16 protein-coding genes and 7 pseudogenes are annotated in these 20,546 nt (G+C 57.7%); 10 read left to right on the top strand and 13 right to left on the bottom strand.

Annotated elements, in window-relative coordinates; translation table 11 throughout:
* Window positions 1–12: 12 nt before the first annotated feature.
* Window positions 13–1,107: pseudogene (locus tag E4191_RS22670) on the top strand (IS5 family transposase); the annotation flags it as partial.
* A gap of 208 nt (window positions 1,108–1,315) precedes the next feature.
* Here the strand turns inward: E4191_RS22670 and E4191_RS22665 are convergent.
* Both E4191_RS22665 and E4191_RS24950 read right to left on the bottom strand, forming a co-directional pair.
* A complete protein-coding gene (locus tag E4191_RS22665) occupies window positions 1,316–2,032 on the bottom strand; it encodes a Crp/Fnr family transcriptional regulator (RefSeq protein WP_139616550.1) in 717 nt (238 codons plus the stop codon).
* 779 nt (window positions 2,033–2,811) lie between these two features.
* A pseudogene (locus E4191_RS24950) lies at window positions 2,812–3,138 on the bottom strand (integrase core domain-containing protein); the annotation flags it as partial.
* 40 nt (window positions 3,139–3,178) lie between these two features.
* On the opposite strand from E4191_RS24950, the pseudogene E4191_RS22650 reads away from it, so the two are divergent.
* The 4 genes and pseudogenes from E4191_RS22650 to E4191_RS22635 all read left to right on the top strand — a co-directional run.
* Window positions 3,179–3,749: pseudogene (locus tag E4191_RS22650) on the top strand (integrase core domain-containing protein); the annotation flags it as partial.
* A gap of 320 nt (window positions 3,750–4,069) precedes the next feature.
* Window positions 4,070–4,612, top strand: coding sequence for a methanogen output domain 1-containing protein (locus E4191_RS22645; protein ID WP_139616549.1), 543 nt, complete (start codon window positions 4,070–4,072; stop codon window positions 4,610–4,612).
* Window positions 4,612–5,649 (top strand): sensor histidine kinase, encoded by a 1,038-nt coding sequence (locus E4191_RS22640; RefSeq protein ID WP_139616548.1) that lies wholly within the window; start codon window positions 4,612–4,614, stop codon window positions 5,647–5,649. Before E4191_RS22645 ends, E4191_RS22640 begins: the two co-directional genes overlap by 1 nt.
* 179 nt (window positions 5,650–5,828) lie before the next feature.
* Complete coding sequence (locus E4191_RS22635; protein ID WP_231714351.1) at window positions 5,829–6,182, top strand: response regulator; 354 nt, start codon at window positions 5,829–5,831, stop codon at window positions 6,180–6,182.
* A gap of 197 nt (window positions 6,183–6,379) precedes the next feature.
* On the opposite strand, the pseudogene E4191_RS22630 reads toward E4191_RS22635, so the two are convergent.
* The 3 genes and pseudogenes from E4191_RS22630 to E4191_RS22620 all read right to left on the bottom strand — a co-directional run.
* Window positions 6,380–6,649 (bottom strand): annotated as a pseudogene (locus E4191_RS22630) (transposase domain-containing protein); the annotation flags it as partial.
* 37 nt (window positions 6,650–6,686) lie between these two features.
* Window positions 6,687–7,958, bottom strand: a complete 1,272-nt coding sequence (locus tag E4191_RS22625; RefSeq protein ID WP_135312179.1) for an IS256 family transposase — start codon at window positions 7,956–7,958, stop codon at window positions 6,687–6,689.
* Window positions 7,959–8,040: 82 nt separating this feature from the next.
* Window positions 8,041–8,406 (bottom strand): annotated as a pseudogene (locus E4191_RS22620) (IS66 family transposase); the annotation flags it as partial.
* 81 nt (window positions 8,407–8,487) lie between these two features.
* Here E4191_RS22620 and E4191_RS22615 point away from each other — a divergent pair.
* Window positions 8,488–9,554 (top strand): IS630 family transposase gene (locus tag E4191_RS22615; RefSeq protein ID WP_135314267.1). Its coding sequence is split into 2 segments (ribosomal slippage): window positions 8,488–8,974 and window positions 8,974–9,554, totalling 1,068 coding nucleotides; the frame shifts between segments, so codons are not numbered across the junction.
* Window positions 9,555–9,564: 10 nt separating this feature from the next.
* Here the strand turns inward: E4191_RS22615 and tnpC are convergent.
* The 5 genes and pseudogenes from tnpC to E4191_RS22590 all read right to left on the bottom strand — a co-directional run.
* Window positions 9,565–10,506 (bottom strand): annotated as a pseudogene (gene tnpC / locus E4191_RS22610) (IS66 family transposase); the annotation flags it as partial.
* Between the two features lie 54 nt (window positions 10,507–10,560).
* Window positions 10,561–10,914, bottom strand: a complete 354-nt coding sequence (gene tnpB / locus E4191_RS22605; protein ID WP_139616547.1) for an IS66 family insertion sequence element accessory protein TnpB — start codon at window positions 10,912–10,914, stop codon at window positions 10,561–10,563.
* Window positions 10,911–11,300 (bottom strand): IS66-like element accessory protein TnpA, encoded by a 390-nt coding sequence (gene tnpA / locus E4191_RS22600; protein ID WP_139616546.1) that lies wholly within the window; start codon window positions 11,298–11,300, stop codon window positions 10,911–10,913. Before tnpA ends, tnpB begins: the two co-directional genes overlap by 4 nt.
* A 191-nt stretch (window positions 11,301–11,491) precedes the next feature.
* Complete coding sequence (locus E4191_RS22595) at window positions 11,492–11,737, bottom strand: hypothetical protein (protein ID WP_139616545.1); 246 nt, start codon at window positions 11,735–11,737, stop codon at window positions 11,492–11,494.
* Window positions 11,738–12,099: 362 nt separating this feature from the next.
* On the bottom strand, window positions 12,100–12,633 hold the full coding sequence (locus tag E4191_RS22590) for a polysaccharide pyruvyl transferase family protein (RefSeq protein ID WP_228461941.1): 534 nt from the start codon (window positions 12,631–12,633) through the stop codon (window positions 12,100–12,102).
* Here E4191_RS22590 and E4191_RS22585 point away from each other — a divergent pair.
* Window positions 12,590–13,347 (top strand): annotated as a pseudogene (locus E4191_RS22585) (IS5 family transposase). The gene E4191_RS22590 and the pseudogene E4191_RS22585 overlap by 44 nt on opposite strands.
* Here the strand turns inward: E4191_RS22585 and E4191_RS22580 are convergent.
* Window positions 13,335–14,390: a polysaccharide pyruvyl transferase family protein gene (locus tag E4191_RS22580; RefSeq protein WP_139616543.1), complete on the bottom strand. Its 1,056-nt coding sequence runs from the start codon at window positions 14,388–14,390 to the stop codon at window positions 13,335–13,337. The pseudogene E4191_RS22585 and the gene E4191_RS22580 sit on opposite strands and share 13 nt — an antisense overlap.
* A gap of 253 nt (window positions 14,391–14,643) precedes the next feature.
* Window positions 14,644–15,033, bottom strand: a complete 390-nt coding sequence (locus E4191_RS22575) for a hypothetical protein (protein ID WP_139616542.1) — start codon at window positions 15,031–15,033, stop codon at window positions 14,644–14,646.
* 40 nt (window positions 15,034–15,073) lie between these two features.
* Between E4191_RS22575 and E4191_RS22570 the strand changes: the two genes are divergently transcribed.
* Both E4191_RS22570 and E4191_RS22565 read left to right on the top strand, forming a co-directional pair.
* Window positions 15,074–15,325 (top strand): WGxxGxxG family protein, encoded by a 252-nt coding sequence (locus E4191_RS22570; protein ID WP_228461855.1) that lies wholly within the window; start codon window positions 15,074–15,076, stop codon window positions 15,323–15,325.
* A 1,171-nt stretch (window positions 15,326–16,496) separates the two neighbouring features.
* Complete coding sequence (locus E4191_RS22565; RefSeq protein WP_135312181.1) at window positions 16,497–17,933, top strand: IS1182 family transposase; 1,437 nt, start codon at window positions 16,497–16,499, stop codon at window positions 17,931–17,933.
* Between the two features lie 470 nt (window positions 17,934–18,403).
* On the opposite strand, the gene E4191_RS22560 is transcribed toward E4191_RS22565, so the two are convergent.
* On the bottom strand, window positions 18,404–19,927 hold the full coding sequence (locus E4191_RS22560; RefSeq protein ID WP_176562861.1) for a S8 family serine peptidase: 1,524 nt from the start codon (window positions 19,925–19,927) through the stop codon (window positions 18,404–18,406).
* An 89-nt stretch (window positions 19,928–20,016) separates the two neighbouring features.
* Here E4191_RS22560 and E4191_RS22550 point away from each other — a divergent pair, with 89 nt between their 5' ends.
* Window positions 20,017–20,508 carry an RNA polymerase sigma factor gene (locus tag E4191_RS22550; RefSeq protein WP_135817458.1) on the top strand — a complete coding sequence of 164 codons (492 nt, stop codon included), beginning with the start codon at window positions 20,017–20,019 and terminating at the stop codon, window positions 20,506–20,508.
* Window positions 20,509–20,546: the final 38 nt, after the last annotated feature.

The raw sequence follows: 20,546 nt of genomic DNA, 5'->3' as shown, positions 1-20,546 counted from the left end.
GAATTCCCCCGGCCTACTCGACAGCACTTCACCGGCGAGGTGTTCTTCCAGCACCGCCCACCGATCGATCCGTCCTCTCTGACCCGCTGGCGCAAGCGGATCGGTGAGGAAGGGGCCGAGTGGCTGCTGACAAAGACGATCGAGGCCGGGCGGGCGTCAAGGACAGTCGATGACCGCAGCCTGTCGCGCATATCCGTCGATACCACGGTTATGGAAAAGAACATTGCCCACCCAACCGATGCACGTCTTTATGAGAGGGCCCGTCATCAGCTTGTCGCCCTTGCCGATGAAGGCGGGATCACGCTGCGGCAGAACTACAACCGCCTGGCCCCGCGCCTGGCGGTGCGGATTGGGCGCTACGCCCATGCCAGGCAGTTAAAACGCATGGGCAAGGCTCTGAAACAGCTGAAGGGATACACCGGTCGTGTCCTGCGGGATATTCGCCGGCAGTTGGACGGGATTGCGGAGGGGTCCTTCCGCGAACGGGTTCTGGACACTCTCGTGCTCGTCGGTCGTCTGCTGCATCAGTCCCCAAAAAGCCACGGCAAGATCTACGCCCTGCATGAGCCCGAGGTCGATTGCATCTCCAAGGGCAAGGCACGCAAGCGCTATGAGTTCGGCACCAAAGTCAGTCTGGCCACCACCATCGACGAGGGCTTTGTCGTGGGCATGCGTGCCCTGCCGGGCAATCCTTACGATGGCCACACCCTGCCCGAAGCGCTGGAGCAGGTTGCGATCCTGACCGGTCAGATCCCGGATCTGGCGGTCGTGGACCGCGGGTATCGCGGCCATGGGATGTTGGAAACGAAGGTCCTGATCAGCGGCACCCGCCGCGGCCTGTCGCCGAGGCTGAAAGCGCTGCTGAGGCGACGCAGCGCCATCGAGCCCGAGATCGGACACATGAAGACAGACGGACGTTTATCGCGCTGCCCACTGAAAGGCACGTCCGGGGACGCCATCTTCGCCGTGCTCTGCGGCTGCGGCCATAACATCCGCAAGATCCTGGCCCACCTCAGGGCTTTGTTGGCCCTCATTCTGACCGCTATCTTGCAAGTGATCAGGACAGGAAATGGTTATCTCGCCCACGGGCAGCGTTGTTCAGCCTGAACTACTTAGGTCTGGTTCGCCCGTTTGAGCACCGAAAATGGGCTTGAGTACCTCGGCGTTGCGCCAATCACTGAACTGCTGGAAGGCTTGGCTTTAATCACCGAAACGTGCTGGCAGACCCAGTAAGGGACAGCCTGTCATTCCAATTTTATTAAATCATTATAATATCGTTTTCGATATAGAGTATGTGTACAAAATCGATGACCATTCAAAGCTTAAACAATTTATTATACTCGCCCTCAGGCGGGCCGTAACTGTTCCCCACCAACTTCTCTAATCCACTGCGATCTACGATATGAATTTCACCTCGCTCTGCATGGATTAAGCCCTTGCCCGCCAGTGCTAGGGTCGCCACCGTTACGCCGGATCGCCGAACTGCCAGTATTTTAGATAAGAGTTGATGGGTTATATCTATTCGGTCGGAGAGCACTCTATCGTGACACATCAGGAGCAATCGGGCGAGCCGTCTTTCGATATTATCAAATCTGCTTACATATGCATTGTAGGCCGTTTGCGTGATTAAAGATTGAGTAAATTTTAGGAAGTGTCGTTGTATTGTCCAGCTTTCTCTTACCAAGCCTTTGTACGCCGTGGTATCGATTTTTGCAGCACTTCCTGAAATTCGAACATATAGATAAGTTGATGGCACCTTCGCATTCAGTAGAACAGAAGCACCTGACATACCTTCAAATCCAAAAAGTCCGGTCTCAATTGTGCACATTAGGTGTTCTGAGGAGACAGCAACTGATACGACTCCGGAAGTTGGGAAAAGAAGACATTCAACTGCCCTTTGTGGAGTTTCAAGTATCATTCCCCGATGAAGCGAGACCTTAGAGGTATAAGGCGAAATCAAAGCCTGATCTTCAAGGGAAAGTGTGGACAGAAGAGTGTTGCGCCCTTCGAAGCGGGGCAATTGTTTTGGCATGCTGCCCTCTTCTGGAAAAATTTTGTGCGATGCTTCTCTATACGCCCCGCAGTCGAGGTGAGAGCCGCTTAGCTACAACTAACCTAATCAGAGAAATATTGCATGACATATGTTGGTACGTTACCGCACCTCCCTGCAAGTAAACGACCTTTATTAGCGAAAGTACTTATTCTTTAATTTTCTCTGAAATTATCATCTAAATTTATAAATCTGGGTCGGTCAGCTGTAGAATGCACCAAGGCTTGATGGAAGTTTGAAGCTCTATCAAGTTAAAATCCGCAAAAAAATAGAGGTATAAAACTGAAGACGCTCTTGATCGGTAGCAGCAGGCGCGCGACGGGTGGCTACGCAAAATCCGGCTTCAGCGCATGATCGACGCAAAGGTTTCCCGAGCCCTGCTTATTCTCAGGCTTCGATCTGAATAGGCTTTCAGAATTTTTTTTGAGACGGGCTGTAAGATGAAAAATTTCCCGACTTGACCCAAACGCTATTTACAAATTGGGCAGGTTTGTTTTTCCATCCCGGATGATCACATAGACCATCGCTGGACCGCGCTCTTCGTGGCAAGATCTATGCTGGGCAAGTTTTGAGTTGGGAGGTGGGGATGCTAATCTCTCTTTACAAGCAGGCAACGGCGACACCGAAGATAAGGGTCGCGTTCAGGCAAACACGGAGCCGGCCTAGAGGGTGGCGGAGCGCTACGGCATCTCAAAGCAGACCGTCTAGGAGTGGCGGAGCCGGTACAGCGTCGATGACCGAAGCCACACGCCGCACAGGTTTTAGTCGATGCTCACGCCTAGGCATGAGGCTGTGTCACTGCGCAAGTCGTTGCTGCTTCTGCTTGACGATCTTCTGTCTGTGGTCCGGGAGTTTTTTTGCCCCGAATGTCTCGCGCTCAGGGCTGGACCGAGCGAGGAGTGTCGCCTGAGGGCATTGTAGTTATAGTGCCAGAGGGCGATCTTGCAACGGGCGTCATCCAGGGTGTCGAAGATCTCCTCGTTCAGCAGCTCGTCGCGCAAACTGCCGTTGAACGACTCGATAAAAGCGTTCCGCTGCGGCTTGCCGGGGTCAATGTAGTGCCAGGCGACGTCGTTCTGCTCGGCCCATGGGCCTGCCCAGATACACAAAGTTCATGACACTCCCCCGGTGAAGACCAAACTGCGCGAAGATCGCCAGGAGGCTGTCGGGCTGAACGATGTCTGGGCCATGGATTTTGTTCATGACCAACTCGCCCTAGGCAACAAGCTGCGGATCCTGACGATCGTCGACACGCATTCCCGTTTTTGTCCAGCAGCTGACCCGCGCTTCACCTACCGCGGCGAGGATGTGGTCCGGACACTGGAACGGATCTGTGCCGAGGTCGGCTATCCCAGGACGATCCGGGTCGACGGGCAGCGAGTTCATCTCGCGCGACCTCGATCTGTGGGACTACGCCAACGATATCACCCTGGACTTCTCACGCCCTGGCAAGCCCACCGACAATGGCTTCATCGAGGCGTTCAACAGCAAGCTCCGGTCCGAATGCCTGAACGCGCGTCGCCATTGCCGCTCGGACCAATGGCGCGACAATGGCAACTTCATGAGCCTTGTGGACGCGCAGGAAAAACTGGAGACTTGGCGTAGGCACTACAACGAGGACCGACCTCATAGTGCGATCGGATATAACGTCCCGATCGCCCTGCATTATCCCGGCGGCGCAGCCAGCCCGTCGCCATGACCGAGCCGGAAAACTCCAGCATCCGGCGGTCCAAGGTCGGGGAGCAGCGCACAAACCGGCGGACTCTCGTTATGACCGAGGGACCAACGGAGGGCAGGTCACACCTTAATGGCTCCGGGTTCCAGCTACATCCGGTTAAACCACGTACCCAATCGGACTGAATTGCCTTCAGGTCGTTAATGCGACCAGTCTCAAACTCAGGCAAGCGTCTGAAGATGCTTGCGTGGACGATATATATACGTAATTTCCGTTTACACTAATTCGCGCCCTTGTGTGTCAATGAGAGGGTTAGCGCTCCATATTGAACCGAAAGGTGCGTGATGAAGGCAGCGAACGACCAGCTTGAGCCCTCTGTTCAGAATGCCCCTGTTGACCTCGGGCGCGATATCTTTCTACGAAGCCTGCTGAGAGAATTGGCCGGCACGTTGGAAAGCGTTGTGGGAGTGGCAGAGGCGTCGGGCTATATCAGTGTTGTTGGTGGTGCCATAGGCGAGCAGATCGATGCGTCATACCGGGCCGCGCTAAAGGTCGACCGGCTTGACAGGGCGCAGGTCCAAGACGTCCTTGTCGACCTGAAGCGTCGGATTCAAGGTGATTTCTTCATTATCGAAGAACGCGAGGATCGCATCGTCCTCGGAAATCGGGCCTGCCCGTTTGGTGCTTTCGTGCAAGGGCGTCCCTCGCTCTGTATGATGACATCGAATGTCTTTGGCTCGATCACTGCACAAAACCTCGGCTATGCCCGTGTCGAGATCGAGGAGGCAATCGCGACCGGACATCCTGGCTGCAAGGTGATCGTCCATCTGAAGCCGCTCGAGAACATCGAGCCGAACACAAGGGAATATTTCAGGGTCGAAGACTGATGACGTCGAAAGATACAGGTGTCGCCGGGCTTGATTTGGAGTTTCTTCAGGAAGCTGCCTTGGTGATGTCCTTGGACGGATCTGTGCACCGTGCGAACTCGGCTGCGCTTAACCTGTTGGGCAAAGATCTTCTTCAAAGGAGTTTTTTTGACAAAGTAGCGGCGCCGGAGGCTGTCTCTGCCTTCCTTTCTCGGGCCAGCCGGTCGACGTCCTCCCATCTTGGCGCGATGGAGGTTCGACTAAAGGCGGGAGAAAAGCGTTACCGGGCTCTCGCAGCACGTGTTCGACACGCGGACATTCCTGAAACCATGGTCGTCTTAAGGCTGATCGAGGCGAATGGTGATCACTTCAGCGTTTTGAACCGACGCTTGGCAGAAATGGATCGTGTCCTGCTGGAGCGTGTCCGGGAGAACATTCTTCTAAAAGAAGCGCTGTCCGAGAACCATATGCTGGTCCGCGAGCTGCAGCATCGCGTTAAGAACAATATCCAGCAGATGCTGCCTCTCATCCGGATGTCCGCCGCGAAACACTCCTCTGCCGAGGTCACGGAGGTCGTGGCGACGGCCTCCCGCCGTCTTCGTGCAATGAGCGCGGCCCAGGAGGCACTCTACCAGAGGGCAAGCGCCGGGGTTTTGTCTAGCCGAGATTTTCTCGAACAGGTGGTTCAGGGGACCGCCTCTGGGTTCGGGGGCTCCGACCGAATTAACCTTTCGATTGCGGAAGAAAAAATGACCGCGGAAGAGGCTCACTGTCTCTCGCTTATTGCCAATGAGCTTATTACGAACGCCTTTGAATACGGGCTCTCCGGCACGGGCGGAACTATTGCGGTGTCGTTCACGTCCTCCCCAGAAGGGTACCTATTCGAGGTGAAGGATGATGGGCGTGGCTTTGGCGAACAAGTGGAAACGCGGTCCTCAGGCTTGACACTCGTGCGCGCCCTTTGCCGTCAGATCGGGGCCGCGCTAAGACTGGTGGATGACGACGGAGCGAAGGCTTCGATCCATTTTCGTTCACGTTTGGACCATACGAAGCGATGAGACTCCTTTATTCCCATTTCCCAAATTTGCGACATACCGATAGACGCTGGCAGGACAGTCGCCACATCAGACGTATGCAACCATCCTCCATGCACACACACATTCCGATTATGATGAGCACCAGCCCTTACGCAGGAACTGGAGGACCTCTCCAAGGTATCGGACGCCCACTTCGCGTCATGATCGTCGAGGACGAAGCTCTCATCGCCATGGACCTGGAGATGACCCTCGAGGACCTTGGCGCAGAGGTTGTCTGCAAGGCTACCAGCGCCTCCGAGGCCGTACGCCTGGCCCGGCAGCACCGGCCTGACTGCGCGACGATGGACATCAATATCCACGGTGACCGGGATGGCGTAAGTGCCGCGATAGAACTCTACCAAATGCTCGGCGTTCGGTCGATCTTCGTATCGGCCTACGGAAATCCAGAGACGCGCGAGCGTGCGACTGATGCAAAGCCGATAGGCTGGATCAGCAAACCATTTAGCGAGGCGGAACTCAAAAGGACTCTTGACGAGTTTTCGAGCGATCTGTGAGAGGTTCAAAGGCTAGCTACACAATGGCGAGGGCAAGCTGCTTACCAAAAAAGATATGCCGCTAGAGCATCGGGTGGGACTATTATCACAATAGGCCGGACGGCACTTTGGGAGGAGTCGTCGCCCGGCCGCGATGGTTCGAAGATCTGGCACGAGCTGAAACGGACAGTAAGCGGTCGCTGGCCCCCACTGTCGACTTAGCTTGACGGCTTGAAGTTCCACGGTAGCAGGTCATCGAGGCGGCTTTGTGGATGGCCGGTGGCGATCGCCGTGAGGGTGGCCTTCAGATAGGCAAAGGGCTCAATGCCGTTGATCTTGCAGGTCTCGATCAACGAGGCGATGCGGCCCCAGGCAACGCCGCCTTCGTCGTGACCTGCGAAGAGCGCATTCTTGCGATTGAGGGTGATGGGGCGGATCAGATTTTCGACCCTGTTGGAGTCGATCTCGATGCGCCCGTCGGTCAGGAAAGCTGAGCTATGCGGGATTTTGGGTGACGCGGCCTGATCAAGCGGCGCGGCTTTCGTTGGCGTCCTGCTCGGCGACACCGTCAGTGAACTTGACGCCTTCGACGACGAGAGGCAACTGGTTTGCGCCCTTCAGTCGTCGCCATTTCTTCGCTGCGGCCTGAACCAGCTTGAACACCATCAGCTTCGCTGTCTTCTGAGACAACGCGCCTTTGGTTCGGACGGTGCGATGGCGGACGGTCGCGAAGACGCTCTCGATCGGGTTGGACGTGCGCAGGTGGTCCCAGTGAGCGGCCGGGAAGTCGTAGAAGGCCAGCAGTGCCTCTCGATCCTTGGTCAGGCAGGCGACGGCTTTCTCGTATTTCACGCCATACTTCTCGACGAAGGTATTGACGGCGGTCTCTGCCGCCGCGCGGGTCGCGGCTTGCCAGATCTCCCGCAGGTCAGTCTTCACCGCCGGGTGCATCGACTTCGGAAGCTTGTTCAGGACGTTGGACACCTTGTGGGTCCAACAGCGTTGGTGGCGCGTGTCGGGGAAGATCTCATCCAGCGCCTTCCAGAAGCCAAGGGCACCATCTCCGACCGCGAGGTCCGGTGGCGCCGAGAGGCCGCGGGCCCTGAGGTCGACCAGCAGTTCATGCCAGCTCTGCGCGCTCTCGCGGACCCCAACCTGGAACCCCAGCAGCTCCTTCTTCCCTTCCGGCGTCGCCCCGATGATCACCAGCATGCACTCGGCCTGCGGCTCCATCCGGGCCTGCAGATACACGCCGTCGGCCCAGACATAGACGTAGCGCCGGGCCGAGAGGTTTCGGCGTTGCCAGCGGTCATGTTCTGCTTGCCACTCGCCCGTGAGCCGCGAGATCGCTCCTGGCGACAGGTTGGGCGCATCCGGACCGACCAGCGCGCTCAGAGCCTCCTGGAAGTCTCCAGTCGAGACGCCGCGCAAGTAGAGGACCGGAAGCAGAGCATCAAGGCTAGGCGAACGGCGCGCCCACTTCGGAAGAATGCGCGAATTGAACCGGATCTTGTCCTCCGGCGGCGCATCAGCTGCCCGGTCGCGCACCTTCTGTCTCTGCACCGGGATAGGGCCGATCCCGGTCTGGATGTTCCGCTCAGGGCCGGTGCCGTGGTGGACAACGCGCTGCCTGCCATCGGGCAGGCGCTCCTCAGCAAACTGCGCGACAAAACTCGCGGCCTCAGCCCTGAGTGCCGCTGCCAGCATCTGCCGGGCGCCGTCGCGTGCAATCTCGGTGAGTGGATCAACGACAGATCCGGGCTGGTGAAGCGGGGTGATCGTGATATCATCTTCCAAGGCGTATCGCTCCTTCGGGAGGTTCTGGCAGGCTTTGACACCCACCACGATACGCCGCCTTCTCAGACCCCATCACCCAAAATCGGCCATAGCTCAGGAAAGCTTGCAGCCCTTCCCAGTGGTTATGGATATAGGTGAGTTTTTCGCCCAACCGGGATTTGGTGGAGATCTTTCGGCGTTGCGCCTGCAGCCAGCCGCCGAAGGCGGCCACCAGCGGTGCGGTGCGGGCTTGGCGGGCCGAGAGGCGCTGGCCGGGCGAGACACCGCGGATGTCGGCCTCGACGGCGTAGAGCTCGGCGATGCGGCGCAGCCCCTCAGCAGCGATCTCGGAGCCATCGCGGTCGAAGACTTCCTTCAGTTTGCGCCTTGCATGCGCCCAGCAATGCGCGATCCGAATGGGGGCACCGCCCTTGCGGATCGGTTTGGTCAGCCGGTTATAGCCTGTGTAATACCAACAGCCCTAAGCTCTGACTCACGGGATTCCCTTCGACCTGAAAATCTGAATCATTGCCATCAAGAGATGGAGGTTCTGATGGCGATTGAGATCACTCGAACGGATATGTCGACAAGTGAGCTTCGGGCGGCGGCGGCGCGCACAAAGGATGCAAAAGCGGTGCGGCGGATTTTGGCGATCGCTCTTGTTCTGGAGGGCGCGGATCGCAAGACGGCGGCGGAGGCCTGCGGCATGGACCGGCAGACCCTGCGCGATTGGGTTCATCGCTACAACGCCGAGGGGATCACCGGTCTGTCGAACCGGTATTGGGCAGGCCCGACGCCGCTCCTGAACTCTGAGCAGAAAGCGGAACTTGCCCGGATGGTCCGTGAAGGGCCTGACCTTGAGGCCGATGGGGTGGTCCGCTGGCGCTGCGTCGATCTCAAGCGCAAGATCGAAGATCGCTTCGGCGTGGTCATGCACGAGCGGACGGTCGGCAAGCAGCTGGCAGCCCTTGGCTTCCGCCGCCTTTCAGTGCGCCCACAGCACCCCAGATCCGACCCGTTGGCACAGGAGGCATTTAAAAAAACTTTGCCGCTACGGTAAAGGCCGCCCTGCCGGAGACGGCGCACGGGAAGCCATTGGAGGTGTGGTTTCAGGATGAAGCACGCGTAGGTCAACAGGGGACGCTCACCCGGACCTGGGCCGAGTGCGGAACCCGGCCTCGTGCGCCGCGCGACACCCGCTACAAATGGGCCTATATCTTCGGCGCCGTCTGTCCATCGCGCGCCACGACCGCGGCACTTGTCATGCCACGTGCCGATACCTCGGCCATGAACGCTCATCTCGCTGAAATCGCGAAAACCGTCGCGTCGGGCGCCCATGCCGTGCTCGTGATGGACGGCGCCGGCTGGCATAACTCCAGCGCTCTGCGCATCCCCGACAACATCACCATCGTGACGCTTCCGCCCTATGCGCCAGAGCTGAATCCGGTTGAGAACATCTGGGCCTATCTGCGCGCAAACTGCCTCGCCATCACCGTCTTTGACACCTACGCAGACATTGTCGACCGATGCTGCAGCGCATGGAACGCCTTCGCAAACGACCCCGAGCGCGTCCGATCGATTGCCACGCGTGAATACGCAAAAGGGGTCAGTGCTTAGGGCCGTTGGTATAACCATCGATTTGCAGAATGCCATCGAAGCCGGTCAGGAAGGTCTCGGCATTCTCGCCTGCGCGGCCGGGGGCATAAAAGTAGACCACGCCGGGCGGGTCCTCGCCGCCCCACGGCCGGTCATCGCGCGCCAGTGCCCAGAGATATCCGGTCTTTGTGGTCCCACGCCCCGGGTCCAGCACCGGGGCCGTTGTTTCGTCCATGAACAGCTTGCCCGACCGTTTGAGATGCTCGGCCAGCCGGTCCACCACCGGCGTCAGATGGAACGCGGCCTTGCCCACCCAATCGGCCAGAACGGCGCGGTGCAGATCAAGGCCCGCCCGCGCCAGGATCTGGCTCTGTCTATACAACGGCAGATGGTCCGCATACTTGCTGACCAGCACATGGGCGAGCGTCGCCTCGGTTGGCAGCCCGCCCGTGATCAGGCGGGAAGGTGCTGGTGCCTGAGTGACGCCGTCGGTGCAGGACCGGCAGGCATATTTCGGGCGGACGGTGACGATGACGCGCAGCTGGGCAGGCACGATGTCCAGCCGCTCGCTGCGGTCTTCACCGATCTTGTGCATGATGCCGCAGCCGCAGGGGCAGATCAGGCTGGCGGGCTCGATGACCTCTTCGATACGCGGCAGTGCAGCCGGTAGGTTGCCGATATTGCGCTTCGGCGCGGGCCTGGTCGCCCCCTTGTCCGTCCTGGTGGCCTGCGTTTCCTTCTCCGCCTCGACCTCGGCCAACGCAATGGACAGGTCCTCGAAAGCCAGCTGCCGCTCATCCTCGGTCAGCTTTTCCGACCGCTTGCCATGCAGGGCATGGTTCAGCTCGGCGATCAGATGCTCCTGGCGTCTGGTGATGTCCTTGAGAGCCGCCACCTCTTCCAGCAACGCCTGAACCGCCGCACGCTGCGCGTTGGGAATGGCGGAAAGATCGAGAACAGAGGCTGCGAACATGCTCTGATTTTATCAAGGAGCTCCGGCAAAAACATGGAAAATCAGGCAACTGATTCACTCTGCCGCAGCAGGGGGGCGGGTTTCCAGAGCTTTGACCTTGCGCCAGTCGAGCCCGGCAAACAGCGCCTCAAACTGGGCATGGTTCAGCGCCATGATCCCGTCCCTGATGGCCGGCCAAGTAAAGGTTGTATCCTCCAGCCGCTTGTAAGCCATTACCAGACCGGTGCCGTCCCAATACAAAAGCTTCAGCCTGTCCGCCCGGCGCGAGCGGAACACGAACACCGTGCCGGTGAACGGATCCTTGCGCAGCACCGACGACACCAGTGCAGCCAGGCCATCATGCCCCTTGCGGAAATCGACGGGTTTGGTCGCAACCATGATCCTCACGCGGTTGGAGGGGAAGATCATGGGGTAGCCGCCAGGGCGCGCACGACCATGGCAATCCGCTCCGCCGAGGCCCCGGCTTCCAGACGGATCACCACCGCGCCCGAGACGATCTCCGGCCGGGCCACGGCACCGACATCGGCCCGCGGCGCATCTTCAGCGGGGCCGAGCAACAGCGCCGCAAACTCCACCGGATCTTCAGGAGCAGGCAGCACCAGTCGCCCTTTCCGCGCCAGCGTCCGCCAAGAAGAGACATGGTTCGCCGGCACCCCGTGCCGCCGCGCAACGGTATTCACGGTCACGCCCGGCATCAGCGTCTCCGCCACAATCCGCGCCTTTACCTCATCCAGCCACTTCCGGTTCCGACGGCCGCGGCCGCCACCCGGGAGAAGCTCCAATGCAGACTCCATGGAGAAACTCCGTCACAACAATCATCACGGTCCAATGAACCGATCAGAATGCCGCGCGGAAGGTGGGGGGCAGAGAACGCTTACAACGGACATCGATGCGCCAATGATGATCGGCACGCCGCTGTCAGCGGTCAGCAGGGCTGTTCGACTCACTGATACGGAGTTGGCGACGTATTGGCAGAGTGCGTTCCCTAGTGACGCGTCAGATGATCCTGCGGCTCAAAGCCAAGTCGAATAGCAACGTCTTTGAACGCGGCTTCCAAGGCCTCCTCGATATTTTGTCCTGGCTGAGCATGCGTTTTAAAGCGGATTGGATCGCTAGCTGCGCCCGCTCTCAAATCATCACGCCAGTCGTAGCCTTGCGCATCGACAGCTGCGATGATGCGGGTGGTTATCACTCGTAGAAGCTCAAGCTCAAATTTGTCTTTCAGGTCCATTGGCTCTCTCCGAGAGTAAACAACTGACGTCTGCGTTTCTGGTCGCCTTTACACTTCAACCTCGAAGAAGATGTTGGGAAATACAGAATGTTAACTTTCCAATTTTTTCGATGGACTGTGTTCTAACGGGAACTCTAGGCCGGCCAGCGCTGCCCTGCCCACGAGTGGCAGGGCGGTTCGGAGGCGGACCCCTACACGCTGTGCCATGCCGCGGCCCGCAGGATATTCCCTGTTACAGGAAACAGGGCACGGTAGGCATCGAGTGAGGCAGCTTGATCATCGACGCTGATGCAGCAAAGGCAGCAGACTGGGAAGGACCGAGTAGTTCGTGGGCGGCTCGCGGGATAGGGAGGCATGCTGCTTTACGTTTTGGGCGGAATTTCGAGCGCGTTACGCAGGAACTCTATTGATTGATGGCGTAATTCGTCCAGGCGCATATTGACCTTTATCCAGTCAATAGGAGTTAATAACGCCTCATGATCGGCAGAGCCAACATCTTTAACCATGCGGGCTTCCAGTTCAAAGAGTCCAAGTATTGACGAAAATCTCGCCAATCCCCGGATGGGATTCGAGAACACAATAAATGGCCTGTTGAATAGTATGGAAAATACCACGCCATGGAAAGAATCTGTTAAAATAAAATCAGCTTGATAAAAATCTACCAGCCATCCTTCGACGGTCCTGTCACGAGTAAGGGTGCCAGCGCTATCAAAACGCCTATTCGCTGCAACGATCTTCATTCCAAGCTGATCAGAAACTTTATTCATGAATTGAGCTTTTTCTGGGCTAGGGTCAGGATGCATTGATTTTCGTTGCGCTGCGTGATTCACGGCCCGGAAACGGAGCGGTGACATGAACGACCTTTTCTGGCTGACTGACGCGCAGATGGCACGCATGGCCCCCTTTTTTCCAAAGTCGCATGGCAAGCCACGCGTTGATGACAGGCGTGTTCTCAGTGGGATTATCTTCATTATCCGCAATGGCTTGCGCTGGCGTGATGCACCTAGCGCCTACGGGCCTCACAAGACGCTTTACAGCCGTTGGAGGCGTTGGAGCGGGAAGGGCATTTTTCGCTCGGATGATGGCCGGCCTCGCGGCCGAACATGGTGAAGAGAAGACCGTGATGATTGACGCGACATACCTGAAGGCACATCGCACAGCGACCAGTATGGCCGTCAAAAAGGGGGGCGTGGCCGCCTGATCGGCCGCACCAAAGGCGGCATGAACACTAAGCTGCACGCCATTTGCGACAGCCAGGGACGACCGCTCGACCTGTTCATCACTGCCGGCAGGTGAGCGATTATATCGGCGCACGGGCGCTGCTCAGCGGCTTGCCGAACGTCAAATGGCTGCTTGGCGATCGCGGTTATGATGCTGACTGGTTGAGAGACGCGTTGCAGGACAAGGGGATACGCGCCTGCATCCCCGGTCGGAAGCAACGCAAGACGCCGATCAAGTATGACAAGCGGCGCTACAAGCGGCGAAGTCGCATCGAGATCATGTTCGGCAGGCTCAAGGATTGGAGGCGCGTGGCGACGCGATACGACAGATGTCCGAAGATATTCCTCTCGGCCATCGCCCTCGCAGCAACCGTCATCTATTGGTTATGAATCCTGACCCTAGCATCCAGAATATAGCTGGTGATACGCCGCCCCGGCGCGACCTTCACCCGGTCTGCAAATAAGCGTCGATAACATTCTGGTGTCTGCAGGAGCGTTGGATCCAAAACGTGCCGCGCATCGGCTCCCAAATATTCCCGGCATAGTTCAGTCGCACTCTTTTCCCGGACAGAAATAGCGTCGAAGAGCTTGGCATAACGTGCCGCCATTTTTGTTTGCTCTTCAGTGAATTCCCACTGATCAGCCCCAAAGGAAGCGGCATAGCTAATACGCTTAATGCGGCGATCTTTTGGATCAAGATATCCGTGAAAGAAGTCTTTCAGCAGGCCGCGGGCATATTTCGCGCGCCATACCTGGTCACTGCCAGAGATCACTGCGTGCAGGTCGTAATCGGCCATATTTTTCTTTAGCTCTGCTGAAGTGCGAAAGGGTCGACTTATCGGAAGAATGTTATTTTCGATAAATGAGCGAGTTTCTAGATCTACTTCCATATCAATCTTGTTGGTAATCGCTGGAATAATATCGTTTTCATCTCTTTCCGGGGTAAGTGAAACTTCTTTGTCAGCAAACCGCCTATTAATCAAGATGGGGTCGCATCCAAGATCTCGTACTGTTTTCATTAGAGCATAGGCTTGAAGGATGCCACCATAATTCCTCCCAAGAGGCAGTGTAAAAATACCAACTTTGTGAGGTTTGGTATCGGGGCGTGGACCTTTACTTTCTGTTCCAGGAATGTGCGTGTCGCCGGAAACAGGGAATGCAAATCCGTCTTCAATTGCGCTGTAGTGGAGATCAATCCGATTAACCAAGTCGATTGCTTTATCTACAACCACGTTAACTGCCTCATCCGGCACGGTGCTCGACGTTAATCTATCCTTCCCTCGTGCGGCGGAAGTTATTATGAATGAGGTTTGTGATCTGTCTCTCTTTAGGAGATCAACAGAAAGCTTTTTGTCCAATAATGGGGTCATGTCGAAACCAAAATGAACGTTCCTATAGGAAAAGTCTACTACGAGAATTTGCTTATCAAACACCCAGACCCTTCTAGGTGCTGACGGAGGTTGTTCCGATCCAGCGCATCGGACAAAGACTGCGACAGCTGCTTTTCCTGGGCTGCATCCATTTTAATTTTTTCCATGATTGTTCCGTGGTGGATAGGGGTGAATGCTATGTTCAAACTAGCTGCGCCCAGTGCGGTAAGTAGCGTGTCAGTGGTCGCTCTAACCGGTACCAAAGCCTTGCCGATGAAATTCACCCCTTAACAGCCATCACGGGAAAGAGCACCTATCAACGGGTGAGCTGGGCAATCTTGTCCTCCCAATCGGCTATGCGCGCGCCGAGAGAGATAAGGTAGCGCCCGACAGGGCTGTGGGCGTCATCAGGGTCTACGCGGGCATCCATCACGGCGTAGATTGCCTTTGCAGTCACGTAGTCGTTCTGGGACAGGATTTTGGGCGAGTCCCCGTAGGCGTGAAAGCGTGTCAGCGCCGCATCAATGTGATCCTCTGGCATGCCCGCCTCCAGAAACATGCCCTGGAACTCATGTTCTTCCATAACCCATTCTAGCACAGACGGGAGAGCCAGGAACATCTCGGCCTCCAGCCTGATCAGGAGGTAGGAAGGACAGGACTTGTCGGAAGGCGAATGGAGAGGGCGCTTCTCGATCACCAGGAACATCTCACCTCGCGTGCTGTTAGGACCGCGCCAGGCTGGTAGGATGGCAGAACAGGAGAAATTCATCATGTCTAAAGGACTTCGCATCTGCACGGTCGCTCTCGCACTCGCTGCCAGCAGCCCCGTTTTAGCCCAGGTGACGACGACAGAGCCTGCGAACGCGCCGCCGGTCGGAGTTGAGCGGGATGACGGTTTCGATTGGGGCTTGCTCGGCCTCTTGGGACTGCTCGGGCTCGCCGGCTTGAAGGGACGTCAGCGCGATGACGTCCCTACCACGACAACTAAACGTCTCTGATCTTGAGAAATTACAGATTACCCACTCACACTGAATGGGTAACCTGCGCACCATGTCCGGGAAGGCTTCAGCAAGGTGATCGACGCTCTCGCAAACGCCAGTTGCGTAGAAGGTTACCTGTCAGGAAGCCATCTAGGCCACACTTACAGGGCAACCATGCCTATCTTTCCTACGTGAGCATCGTTGCAGGCAGTGTTTCTCAAGAGGAAAGCAGCAACGCTCGTGACCTTGCCGCCGCCCTATTGCAGGTGAGCCATCAGCCGTTCATAAAGCGCCCGATACCGGGCGTTGTGCTGGTAAGCCGACAATGCCGTGACGATCAGCGTCAGATCGTCCCGCGTTGTGGTGGTTACAATCATTCTTTTCTGCACGGTTAGATCCGCCATTTTTTGCTCGCGTCGCTTTAACTGTGCACTCAATCAAAAGTTGCGTGTCCTACGGTGATCGTGATTGCCGGACCTTCCTTGTGCTGCGAAGGCTGCTTTTCCGGAATCGAAACCTGCATGCGGTGGTTACCTAAAAACGCAGTTACCGCATCTGCAAGTGCCGCCCGCGTTTGGGCAGGGGGCCTTGACATCGAATGGTGCAGGGCATTTCCAGATCTGAAGCTCGCAGACGGGACCAATTCAGCGGCCTACATCCAGCCAGATCAAGGACCCACCTAAGACACCCCTAGCACATAACGCCTCAACGATGTTCTGCACGTTTAGGTTGTGCATATGCCAGATTGTTCATTATCTGTTCTAATTTCTGAACAAAAGTGAGCGCGTGTCGTCGCTCCCGAGGGAACACCCATCTTTGCGAAAAGCACAGGCCGCGTATTGAGCGGACTGGGCACCGAGGATTTTGGTAATTGGCTTCGCATCGGAAATCCAGCCGAAGGCGTTATAGCGGGCTTAATATTGAAAAATGAATGCCCATGATCCGTTCCGAGCTGGTCCGGAAGCTTGCAAAGGCCCACCCGCATCTGTCGCCGCTGGTGGTCGAAGCTGCCGTGGAGTCCATCCTGAGTTAGATCACCGACAGTCTTGCACAAGGCATGAGGGTCGAGTTCCGGGGGTTTGGAAGCTTTGCGAGCAAGATGCGGAAGCACACTGTTGCGCCAACGATCCAGACCGTGTGAAAACACGAACCGGATTCCCAGCATTGAGCGGCCGTGGTATTTTTGGGCATGGCACATATTTCAGGCGGTGATCGGTCCCAACTCCTGCTTTTGCCGGACTCTGTGGACGACTATGTGGGGCCGGACAATGTTGTCCGGTTTATCGATGCTTTCGTTGACGGGCTCGATCTGAGGGCAGCTGGCTTTGGGCGGGTCCAGGCGAAAAGTACCGGTCGACCGGGATATGATCCGGCCGATCTCTTGAAGCTCTACATTTACGGATACCTGAACCGGGTGCGGTCCAGCCGCCGGTTGGAGGTAGAGACGCATCGCAATCTTGAAGTCATCTGGCTGCTCCGCCGCCTGACCCCCGACTTCAAGACAATCGCAGACTTCCGACGCGACAACAGAACGGCGTTCCGCCAGGTGTTCCGGGAGTTCGTGCTGCTGTGTCGTGAACTCGACTTGTTCGGACGAGAGTTGATCGCAGTCGACGGCACCCGGATCAAGGCCGTGAACAGCCGGGAGCGGAATTTCACCAAGGCCAAGCTGGCCAAAGCGATAGCGGAAAGCGATGAGCGCTTGGCGCGGTATCTCAAGCAGCTCGATGAGGCCGACAAGGACGGTGAGGACGCGCCAGAGAGGGGCACCGTCGAGAGGCTGCAGGAAAAGATCGCAGCGCTCCGCAAGCGGCGTGAACGGCTTGATGATCATGGCAAAGCCCTTGCAGACAGCGGCGCGGACCAGATCTCGCTGACCGACCCGGACGCACGCGCGATGCACTCCAGCAGTCGCGTCGGGGTCGGTTATAACGTCCAGATTGCGGTCGATACCAAGCACAAACTGATTGCGGAGCAGCAGGTCCACAACAAGGTCAGCGACCTGGGCCTGCTGACCGAGACGGCCAAGGCTGCGCGTGAGACCCTCGATGTTGCGCAGATCGATGCCGTGGCCGACCGGGGCTACTTCAAGATCGAAGATATCGAGGCCTGCGAAACGGCAGGCATCGTCCCTTACGTTCCCAAACCGCAGCGCGGATCTGCCGTTGCCAAGGGATTTTTTCCCAAGGACCAGTTCCGTTATGATGCCGAGGCAGACATCTACACATGCCCGGGCGGCGCGGCTTTGCGCCATGTGCACAGCCGCCCGGTTCGTGGCGAGATCCGCGTGTTCGATTATGCCAATGCCGCTGCCTGCAAGTCCTGCGCACTCAAGACACGTTGCACCACCGCGGCCTACCGCAAGGTTGCGCGCTATGAGAACGAGGCCGTGCTGGACCGGATGGCGAAACGGCTTGCCGCGCGGCCCGGGGTGCTCGATGAGCGGCGCGAGAGCGTCGAGCACCCGTTCGGCTCCGTGAAGCAATGGATGGGCCAGGGTGCATTCCTGATGCGCAGGCTGGAGAACGTGCGCGCTGAGTTCAGCCTGACGGCCATCGCCTACAATTTGCGTCGAGCGATCAGCCTTGTCGGCATTCCGGCGTTGATTGCGGCTGTCAGGCTGTGAAGGCTCCCCATTTCCTTAAGTGTCAGCCCATATTTGCCTTCAGAGATCCCCACAGGATCCCAAAACCCACGATTAAGCGTTTGATCCGGATCCTCTAAAGGAAAATCTCCGATCCAGCCGAAACCCCTGCACACCATCAGACTTCCCCAAGTTTTCACACGGTCTGGATCGTTTTTGAACACTTTGAAATAGGGGCAGGGGAGCCGGGCATTCGTTGATCCGCGTTGCAGCTTTGGAACTGCTGCATGTCACTGGGTTTGCCTACCTTAGGAAAGCAGTATGACCTTTTGGTCCGACAAAAGGTCAAAATGACGTTTTTGCTTGACAGTCACGGGCTGCCATTGGGATCGGCGATTGCAGTTACCGCGATCACCGCGCCACTTTCGAAAACAGCCTCACGGCTGCAAAACAGCGTCGACGTCAAGGGCTCTTCGCGCCAAGGAGGAGGCAACAAATCGACTTTGTCTGTACTATGGGGCGACTGAAGAACTGCATGGCTTGGGCGCGGTCAGCAATCCTGAACCGAATACCGGATCTCTGCCGGGGTCTCCGAGGTCGTTGGCCTGAGCAATCAAGCGTTGAGCGAGGTCTTCGGCCGACAGTTCCGGTTCAGTCTGCAGCCACAGGGCAGCAGCGGCGGTCACGAAGGGTGCCGCATACGACGTACCGGTCTTTGTTCGGGCTCCGCTGATAGAGGCTGCGGTCCAGACCTCCACTCCAGGTGCAGCCAGATCGATATGGGGCCCACGTCCGGCGCGGCGATAGATTTGTTTGCTTCGGTCCACTGCCGTGACCGCTATGACGCCATCATAAGCGGCGGGGTAGACAGGATCTGCACGGGGACCGACGTTACCCGCCGCTGCTACGATCAAGATGTCCTGCTCCACCATCAATCCGATTTGACCTGCCAGTTCATCATTTGGAGGGCCTGCGAGTGACATGTTGATCAGCCGAAGATCCTGCGCCGCGAGCCAGTCAAGGGCGGCAATCAGACTGAAAGCGTCACTGCGCTGATCAGCGCCGTCGCGAACAAAGGCATCGACCGCAAACAATGGGGCATCCGGGATCAAACCAGGACTGCGCGTCTCGGGACCTCCGACCAGCAAGGCGGCAACGGCCGTCCCGTGCAGGGCGTCCGATGACGTTGCCCGCTCGCGTTCACGAGCCGGGTCGAGGCTGTGGACTGTGAGGTCCGCAGAAGCAAATGCCGCATGATCGGCGTTCACGCCGGTATCCACCATTCCCACGCGCGGCAGCGTTCCACACGCAGTGGGCGTCTCCCAAGCAATAATTTCTCGGGCAAGACAAAGCCCCCCAGGGCAACGGTCAGCGTCCTGTGGTGGGCCTTGCTCACTGCGGTAAAAATGGTTGAAATCCGCAGAGGCCGCTGTTGCCCGCGCTCGAACCACCAGGCGGGCCGAATCGAGGTCCAGTTGGTTGGGCTTGCGAAGACGAACCAGGTTGCTGCCCTGGCTCAGGTCTCGCTGCTCGAGCACCAGAAAGCCCTCGGTCTCCAGTTCCGCAAGATCTATCGCCGAGATACCACGCGCGATGATTTCATCGGGTGCGCGTTGCGGCAATGGCGCAGGCGCTGGCGTTGCTCGGCGAACCTGCGAGGGAGCAGGCGGAGGCGTGACACGTGGTGACGTAGGAGCGGCCTGGACCTGGGCTGGACGAGGTGCGTCTCCCTCGCGGTCTTCTGGGCGCTCAGAGAACGATGTTCCCCTGTCACGGCCCTGGCCTCCGCTGCGGTCGTCATCGTCATCATCGTCGTCATCTCGATCGCGGCCACCATCGTTGTCGTCGCGACCATCGCCGTCATCACCCCCGTCGTCATCACCTCCGTCGTCGTCGCCGTCGTCATCCCCGTCATCATCGCCATCGTCTGACTGCGCCATCGCTGATGACAAAAGGTGGATGCCTGTGGCATCGGCCCGAAACTGGAGAATCGTTGCTGTAAAAAACAATAACAGAAAGATGACAGGTCGCGTCATTGGGCTCTCCGGTGGGAATGCAGTCTGGACAACTCAGCTTGCACACAAGTATTCCGCCAAAGTAGAGCATGGGAGCAAGGTAGATCGACATGGATGCGGCATTTGGCGATGCCTTGGTCCGACTGCTGCCAAAGTTGCGTCGATACGCTCTATCACTTTCCCGGCGCAGCGATCAGGCTGATGACCTGGTTCAGATTACGATTGAGCGGGCGATCACCCACCACTCAAGCCATGATCCAACGCAGCGACTTGAACCATGGCTGTTTCGGATCCTTCGGAATGCGTTCATCGACATGACGCGTCGTCAGCGAAGCCAAGGCATCACGATTGACGTCGTGGACAATCCCGACATTCTGTCTGTGGACTCTGCCGCCGGGATTGAGGCCAGGCTTATGCTGACGGCAACCCAAGCAGCGATCGCCAGACTGCCAGTTGAGCAAGCCGACATCCTCAGTCTCGTTTGCATCGAGGGGTTAAGTTATGCCGAGGCCGCAGAAGTCCTGGGTGTTCCAAGGGGAACGGTCATGAGCCGCCTGTGCCGGGCCCGACTCGCGCTTGCTGAAGCCTTGGGAATAAACTGAGGGATGAGACGTCGACATCATGACAAGATCATTCGGTA

This window comes from Paracoccus liaowanqingii, assembly GCF_004683865.2.
GTDB lineage: Bacteria > Pseudomonadota > Alphaproteobacteria > Rhodobacterales > Rhodobacteraceae > Paracoccus > Paracoccus liaowanqingii.
This window is presented reverse-complemented; position numbering and strand designations above follow the sequence as displayed.

Coding starts and splice junctions, on each gene's coding strand:
- E4191_RS22645 (WP_139616549.1), top strand. CDS start 4,070: ATGAAGGCAGCGAACGACCAGCTTGAGCCCTCTGTTCAGAATGCCCCT.
- tnpB (WP_139616547.1), bottom strand. CDS start 10,914: ATGATCTTCCCCTCCAACCGCGTGAGGATCATGGTTGCGACCAAACCC.
- E4191_RS22640 (WP_139616548.1), top strand. CDS start 4,612: ATGACGTCGAAAGATACAGGTGTCGCCGGGCTTGATTTGGAGTTTCTT.
- E4191_RS22550 (WP_135817458.1), top strand. CDS start 20,017: ATGGATGCGGCATTTGGCGATGCCTTGGTCCGACTGCTGCCAAAGTTG.
- E4191_RS22560 (WP_176562861.1), bottom strand. CDS start 19,927: ATGACGCGACCTGTCATCTTTCTGTTATTGTTTTTTACAGCAACGATT.
- E4191_RS22570 (WP_228461855.1), top strand. CDS start 15,074: ATGGCAGAACAGGAGAAATTCATCATGTCTAAAGGACTTCGCATCTGC.
- E4191_RS22665 (WP_139616550.1), bottom strand. CDS start 2,032: ATGCCAAAACAATTGCCCCGCTTCGAAGGGCGCAACACTCTTCTGTCC.
- E4191_RS22565 (WP_135312181.1), top strand. CDS start 16,497: ATGGCACATATTTCAGGCGGTGATCGGTCCCAACTCCTGCTTTTGCCG.
- tnpA (WP_139616546.1), bottom strand. CDS start 11,300: ATGGAGTCTGCATTGGAGCTTCTCCCGGGTGGCGGCCGCGGCCGTCGG.
- E4191_RS22590 (WP_228461941.1), bottom strand. CDS start 12,633: ATGCGTGCCATCTGCGCGTCAGTCAGCCAGAAAAGGTCGTTCATGTCA.
- E4191_RS22575 (WP_139616542.1), bottom strand. CDS start 15,033: ATGTTCCTGGTGATCGAGAAGCGCCCTCTCCATTCGCCTTCCGACAAG.
- E4191_RS22595 (WP_139616545.1), bottom strand. CDS start 11,737: ATGGACCTGAAAGACAAATTTGAGCTTGAGCTTCTACGAGTGATAACC.
- E4191_RS22635 (WP_231714351.1), top strand. CDS start 5,829: ATGATCGTCGAGGACGAAGCTCTCATCGCCATGGACCTGGAGATGACC.